Genomic DNA, 6,907 nt, shown 5'->3' with positions numbered 1-6,907 from the left:
TCTTGAGTTTGGGCATTTTCGTCTCCTTGTTTGCGCGACGATTTATGAACGGCCACGGCAGCCCATACCGGCCGGGCAGTTCCTCTTACTCGCGGAAAGACGAGGCGCTTAGACGAAGGTTGGTCGGTTGGCAACCGGGCGTGAACCAGCGGAGACTTGGAACGTTCGCGCAGCCCCGCGGTTAATACGCGATGAGTTATCATGATTTTCCGGCGTGGAAGGCCACCCGCGCTTGGCCGCGCTGGACTGGCAGTTCGATCCGTATCGGTACGCCGGTTGCTGCAATCATCGCGGTGGTCACCAGCCTGATCGGCCTGATCGTGCTCGCCTGGGTGGTCTTGTTCGTCACCAAGGGGCGCTTCTTGAAGACCCCGTTTGAGCGAATCGCCAGCCAGATGAGCCAGCGTCAGGTGCGCGTTGGCGGGGATTTTCAGTTCTATTTCAATATCATCGATGCCAAATTCTATGCCGAAGGGTTGACCGTTTCCAACCCCGCCTGGGCGGGCCCGCGCAATTTCTTCGAAGCCCGCGCGATCGATTCGAATATCGCCACCTCGAGCTTCCTGTTCGGCGAGCGGCGGTTCAACTGGCTCAATCTTGATGGCGGCAAGATCGACCTGCAATGGGACCGCGCACACCAGCGCAACAGCTGGACTTTCGTGACCGATGGCAAGCCGCTCGACATCCCGCTGATCCGCCGCGCGATCGTTGAGGGCACGGAAATCCGCTACCGTGATCCCAAATATCAGCTGTCCGCCGACATCGCCGTGCGCACGATTCGTGCGGCGGGCACGGTGCTGACCAACGATATCCGATTCGCAGGGACGGGCACTGCGAGCGGTACGCCATTCGCGCTGTCGGGCGCGCTCCTCTCACCCAATGCGACAATGGCCGGTGGTGAGAACAAGCTCGCGATCAACATCCGCGCCGCCCGCACCGTGGCCGACATCACCGGCACGCTGCCCGGCGCGACTGAGCTTGAGGGCGCGAAACTGAACGTCGATGTCCGGGGTCGCAACATTGCCGATCTGTTCGACGTCGCCGGCATCGCCGTGCCTGAAACCCGCGCCTATCGGCTGCGATCAGCCCTCACCAAGGCCGGTAGTGAGTGGCGTTTCACTCAATTGACCGGGCGGTTCGGCGATAGCGATCTGGCAGGGCGGCTGACGGTGACGATGCGCGAGCCGCGCCTGTTGCTGACCGCGACGCTGGCCACCCGCACGCTCGACATTATCGATATCGCGCCCTTCATTGGCTATAATCCCGATCTGATCGCCGCCAAGGGCGGGGCGGGAGCGGTGACCAAGGTGGGGCGTGCCCCGCGTTTGCTGCCTGATGCGCCGCTTCGCACCGAATCGCTCAAGAATTTCGACGCCGATGTCCGCTATTCGGTGCGGCGGGTGCGCGCCAAGAGCCTGCCAGTATCGAACATTGCGATGATGCTAACGCTCGATGATCGGCTGCTGACGCTCTCTCCGCTGACGTTCGATCTGGCGCGCGGCAAGGTCAGTTCGGATATCGCGATCAATGCCCGACGTGATCCGGTGTTCACCGATTACGATATCCGCTTGTCGCCCACGCCGATGGGCGTGCTGCTTGCGGGGTTCGGGGTGGAGGAATCGGGGACGAGCGGCACGGTTAAGGCGCGGATCAAGATGACTGGCACGGGCAACAGCGTGCATGATTCGCTCAGCACCGCTAATGGCCGCATCGCCGTCATCCTGCCCAAGGGGAGTTTCTGGACACGCAACGTGCAGCTCTCTGAACTCGATGTCGGCACTTATTTCTACAAGCTGCTCCAGGGTCGGCTGAAGGAACCGGTGCAGATCAATTGCGGGCTCATCGGTTTCACCGTGCGACGCGGGATCGCGGCGGCTGATCCGATCCTGATCGATACGCGAAAAAACGTAATGGTCGGACGTGGCGGCTTCAGCTTCCGCAACGAAGCGATCGATTTGTCCTTCCGCGCGGATGGCAAGAAGTTCAGCCTGTTGTCGGCCCAGTCCCCCGTTGCCGTGAAGGGTTACTTCGCTGCCCCTGCGATTGATCCGATCAGCAGCGATCTGTTCGCGCGCGCAGGTGCTGCTGTGGCGCTCGGTGTGGTGGCGACGCCGCTCGCGTCGGTGCTCGCCTTTGTCGATGTCGGTGATGCCAAGGCGGCGGCATGCGGCCCCATTCTGGCGGGTGCCACCGCAACGGCCCAGCGCACGACCAAGGGCACGCCGCGTGACGATGTCGGCCGCGGCACCACCGCCAAATCGGAAAACGGCAACCGCACCAAGGGCCAGAAAAAGGAACAACGGAAGAAGTTTCTGGGGATATTTTGAGGGGGTGGTTTTTTTGGAGGACGGCGTGCGTGGATGGCACAGGTCGCCTTCCAGCCCATCCCTGTTACCCTAGTATAAGCTCGCGGTGACGGGAAGACGGGAGATCGTGCCTCAACGCATCAATATTCTAGATGGCTTCAAGTCGCACTACGCCCCATCGTACGCGCCACTAGAAACAGGCCAAAGACGAGTTCCACGACCGCGACCGACCATGCCGTCGCGCCGCGCATTGGTGCTGCGTAGATATCGGCAAAGCCGATTGCCGTGATCACCGCCGTCAGCACCCAAAAGGTCCGATCGCCATAGATCGTCTTGAACACCCCGTAATGCGTGCCGACCGCGATCGCCGCGATGGGAAACACCAGCATCGGCGTTGACGACAGAAAAAGCCAGGCGGCGAACAGCCCGCCGATCATTGCGACGGTGCTTTCCAGCGCGACCATGCCAAGCGGGTTGGCGGATGATTCATTTTCGCGCCGAAAAACGAACCGGCACATCAGCTTCGAGACCGGGAAAATAGCCATGCCGCCAATGAACAGCGCGACAAAGCCAAGGGCGATGCCCTGGGTTTGCTGCACCCACGCGGCGATGAACCACACGGCCGACGACACCAGCACACCCGGGCCACCGCTCACATACGCCCGCCGAAGATCGGCTTGCGCTTCGGTCACCAGCATGCAGCAGTCTCCCCCCTCCAGCCGCCCCCAGCAGCCTGTCAGCCGACAGTCTGCGCCGATTTCGAGCGCGCTGCAAAGCTCTTGCGGAGCTTGTTGAGCTTGGGCGGGATGACGGCGAGGCAATAGGGGTTACGCTGGCCGTCGCCGCCCCAATATTCCTGGTGATAATCCTCCGCGACATACCATTCGGACAGCGGCTCGATCGTTGTGACGATCGGCGCGGGCCAATCGGCCGAGGCACGCTTGATCGCGGCAATCGCTTCGGCGCGCTGTTCTTCGGAATGCGGGAAGATCGCCGAGCGATACTGCGTGCCGACGTCATTGCCCTGGCGGTTGAGCGTCGTCGGGTCATGCGTCGCAAAGAACATGTCGAGCAGATCGCCATAGGTCAGCTGATCGGCATCGAACGTAATGCGGATCGCCTCGGCATGGCCGGTATCGCCGCCGCAGACCTGGCGGTAGGTGGGATTGGGCACTGATCCGCCGATATAGCCGCTTTCGACCTTTTCAACGCCAATCACGTCGTTGAACACCGCTTCGGTGCACCAGAAGCAGCCGCCAGCAAAGGTTGCGATTTCGGTCGTCATGTTGGGCTCCTTAACATCTGGGTTGATAGATAGGCACGGGGTCGCGCCAGACAATCACCCTTGCTAGGGCAGTTGCGCGAAACAGGAGCGGTGATGATGCAAAAGGGTTCGGTACTGGTCACGGGCGGGGCGGGCTATATCGGCAGCCACGCGGTGCTGGCGCTGCTCGATACCGGGTGGCCGGTCGTCGTAATCGATAATCTCATCACCGGCTTCGCATGGGCGGTCGATCCGCGCGCGACGCTGATCGAGGCCAGTATCGAGGATGATGCCGCCGTCCGCGCCGCAATGCGCGATTACGGCGTGGTTGCGGTGATGCACTTCGCCGGATCGGTCGTGGTGCCTGAATCGGTCAGCGATCCGCTCAAATATTACCGCAACAATACCGTCGCCAGCCGCGCGCTGATCGAAAGCGCGGTCGCCTGCGCGGTGCCGCATTTCATCTTCTCGTCGACCGCCGCCACCTATGGCATTCCGGATAGTGTGCCGGTGCAGGAAGACAGCCCGACCCGCCCGATCAATCCCTATGGCACCTCCAAATTGATGACTGAGGCGATGCTGCGGGATGTGGCGGCGGCGCACCCGATGAATTTCTGCGCGCTTCGCTATTTCAACGTGGCCGGTGCCGATCCCGAAGGGCGGACCGGGCAATCGACCGCGGGCGCCACCCATCTGATCAAGGTCGCGGTAGAAGCAGCGACAGGCAAGCGTGATCACGTGTCGATCTTCGGCACCGATTTTGCCACGCCCGACGGCACCGGCGTGCGTGACTATATCCATGTCAGCGATCTCGCCGCCGCGCATGTCCATGCGCTCGATCTGCTGATCGCCAAACCCGAGGACAGCCACATCATGAACGCCGGCTATGGCCGGGGCTATTCGGTCAACGACGTACTCGATGCTGTCGACCGCGTCACCAACCGCACGATCGATCGCTGCTACGAAGGCCGCCGCGCGGGCGACCCCGATGCACTGATCGCCGACAACTGCAAGATCCTCGCAACCCTCCCCTGGCGGCCAGCGTTAGACGATCTCGATACGATCGTGACGCATGCGCTGGCCTGGGAGCGCAAACTCGCGGAGCGGACGGCTTCCTAGAACCCGAAGCGCGCCGTTACCCGGATATCGCGGCCCGCCAGTGGCGCGAAATCCTTCAGGAAGCTCGCGTGGCGGCGGGCATCGACGTCGAACAGATTGTTCGCGCTCACGACAAGACTGGTGCCACTGTCGCGGCCGAACGGGCTGAAACTGATCGAGGCGTTGACCATGGTGAAGTCCGCCGTTCGCGTCTCGAAACCGGCGAGGCGGGTTTGGGCGAAGACGTGTTCCACCTCCACCCGGGCTGTGGTGCTATCCGACTGCGCTTCAATCCCGCCGAGCACGCGGGCAGGGGGAATGCGCGGCACGGGCCCAAGATCAATGATCTGCGCGTTTACATAATCACCGAGCAGATCGGCGTTGATCTTGTAGCCTGCGACTCGGCCGAGCGTGACCGATCCTTCGGCTTCGAACCCGAAATAGCGCGTATCAGCCTGGCTGAACTGGAAGCAGGGGAGATCGACTACGCGCCCGCTGGGCGCCGCCGCCGCCTCGCAGATCGCCTGATCGACCTGGTTTTCGGAGATATAGTTGGTGAAATCATTGTAGTAAGCCGCAGCATCAAAGCTGTAGCCTTCGCCATGCGCGTGCAACGTTGCTTCGATCCCCCATGACCGTTCGAGCCGGAAGTCGGGGCTGCCAAGCTCATAGGCCTGGGTGCCCGCATGTGCGCCATTGGCGAAAAGCTCCTCGGCTGAAGGCGCGCGTTCGGTATAGGACAGGTTGAGCCCGGCGCGCAGACCATCGGTAATGCCGTATGACCCGCCGAGCGAACCCGAAAAGGCACCGAAATCGCGCTGACCACGGAAAAAACGCAGATCGCCGACGGGGGTGCGCGACGTGGCGTCACTGAATTCATAGCGCGCGCCTGCCTCTGCCTTGAAGCGGCCGAGATCGAACTGCTGGAGGGTGAAAATGCCGGTCTGGTTGGTTTCGCTTTTGGGCAGGAAAGCCTCGTCTCCCACCACGTTGAACTGGCGATTGAAATACTGGACGCCCGATGCGCCCCGCCAGCCGCCGCGCTTGGCCTGAACGATCTCCAGTCGCCCTTCGAGCCCGTTGTTGAAGAACGACGTGCCGATTTCGCCGTCGGGCTCAAGCTCGAAATGCCGGTACCTCGCCTGGCCGACGCGTAAGCGGATTCGATCAAACAGGTCGCCACCAGTTTCTACCTCGCCGCGCAGATCGACGCGGTTCTGGACGACATCGAGTCGGGGCGATTCCTGGCCTTGGCCGGGCAGTGTCGCGTAACGAATCGGCACGCCGTACAGGCTGTCATAATGGCTGTAGGAAATGCCCAGATTGCCGGTATCGGTGATGATTGATGCGCCAAACCCTGCCGTCCATGTCTCGCTGGCGGTATTGGGCAGGCGACCACGGATCGCGGCGTTGCCGGCAAAATCGATCGGCTCAGGATCGGTGGGGTCGACGGCGAGCAGGCTTGACGCCAGCGCTTCGGCGCGGCGCTGGGGGGTCAGTGCAAAGCCGCCGATGCGCAGATCGCCGGTGCGGCTATACGATCCATCGGCGTGGAGGACGAGATGTTTGCCGATCGCGACATCCCCCGCCAGCTGGCCCGATCTTTCGTTCGCGGCGCTGCCATAGCTGCCAATCCCGCTGAGCCGATAGCCCATGTCAGGGATCGTGCGCGGAATGCGGGTGTCGATGACGTTGACGATCCCGCCCACCGCTGATGATCCATATAGCAACGCGGCGGGCCCGCGCAGCACCTCGATCCGTTCGGCAAGCAGCGGATTGATTGCCACAGCATGATCGACCGAGGTGTTCGACACATCGATCGATCCGATCCCGTCGTTCAGGACGCGTACGCGCTCGCCCTGAAATCCGCGCAGCACCGGGCGCGACGCATTAGGACCAAATGACGTTGCCGAAACGCCGGGCAGCCGGGTCAACGTCTCGCCAATCGTTGGGCGCAGGCTGCGCGTCAGTGCCTCACCGCTCAGGACCGATGTGCCTTGCAGCACATCATCCTCGCGCCGCTCAAAGGGGGCGCTCACAATCAGATCTTGCGGCTGTTCGGCCTGTGGATTGACGGGGGGCTCGATCGCTGGCGCTGGGGCGGCGACGGGCGCCGCACCGATGCCGCTGGCCTCGGTTGACCCAGCGATCGCCGGCATGGGGACCAGCGTCAGCAACGCTACACCAGTCAATAAGATCGTACGCATCGACAGACTCCACACATCTGATTTGGCCGAGC

Annotated in this window: 5 protein-coding genes; 2 read left to right on the top strand and 3 right to left on the bottom strand. The window is 62.4% G+C overall.

The window, feature by feature from the left end; translation table 11 throughout:
• Window positions 1-191 precede the first annotated feature (191 nt).
• Window positions 192-2,327, top strand: coding sequence for an AsmA family protein (locus B7Y49_RS10925; protein ID WP_374127618.1), 2,136 nt, complete (start codon window positions 192-194; stop codon window positions 2,325-2,327).
• A gap of 137 nt (window positions 2,328-2,464) precedes the next feature.
• On the opposite strand, the gene B7Y49_RS10920 is transcribed toward B7Y49_RS10925, so the two are convergent.
• On the bottom strand, window positions 2,465-3,004 hold the full coding sequence (locus B7Y49_RS10920) for a hypothetical protein (protein ID WP_374127617.1): 540 nt from the start codon (window positions 3,002-3,004) through the stop codon (window positions 2,465-2,467).
• A gap of 38 nt (window positions 3,005-3,042) precedes the next feature.
• Window positions 3,043-3,591 carry a peptide-methionine (S)-S-oxide reductase MsrA gene (msrA, locus tag B7Y49_RS10915; RefSeq protein ID WP_374127616.1) on the bottom strand — a complete coding sequence of 183 codons (549 nt, stop codon included), beginning with the start codon at window positions 3,589-3,591 and terminating at the stop codon, window positions 3,043-3,045.
• 96 nt (window positions 3,592-3,687) lie between these two features.
• Between msrA and galE the strand changes: the two genes are divergently transcribed.
• Entirely contained in the window at window positions 3,688-4,689 is a 1,002-nt protein-coding gene (gene galE, locus B7Y49_RS10910; protein ID WP_374127615.1) for a UDP-glucose 4-epimerase, read from the top strand.
• On the opposite strand, the gene B7Y49_RS10905 is transcribed toward galE, so the two are convergent.
• On the bottom strand, window positions 4,686-6,875 hold the full coding sequence (locus B7Y49_RS10905; protein ID WP_374127614.1) for a TonB-dependent receptor: 2,190 nt from the start codon (window positions 6,873-6,875) through the stop codon (window positions 4,686-4,688). The genes galE and B7Y49_RS10905 overlap by 4 nt on opposite strands.
• Window positions 6,876-6,907 lie beyond the last annotated feature (32 nt).

This window comes from Sphingomonas sp. 28-62-11, assembly GCF_002278865.1.
Lineage (GTDB): Bacteria > Pseudomonadota > Alphaproteobacteria > Sphingomonadales > Sphingomonadaceae > Sphingomonas.
The sequence above is the reverse complement of the archived record's forward strand: the minus strand, read 5'-3'. Positions and strand labels throughout refer to the sequence as shown.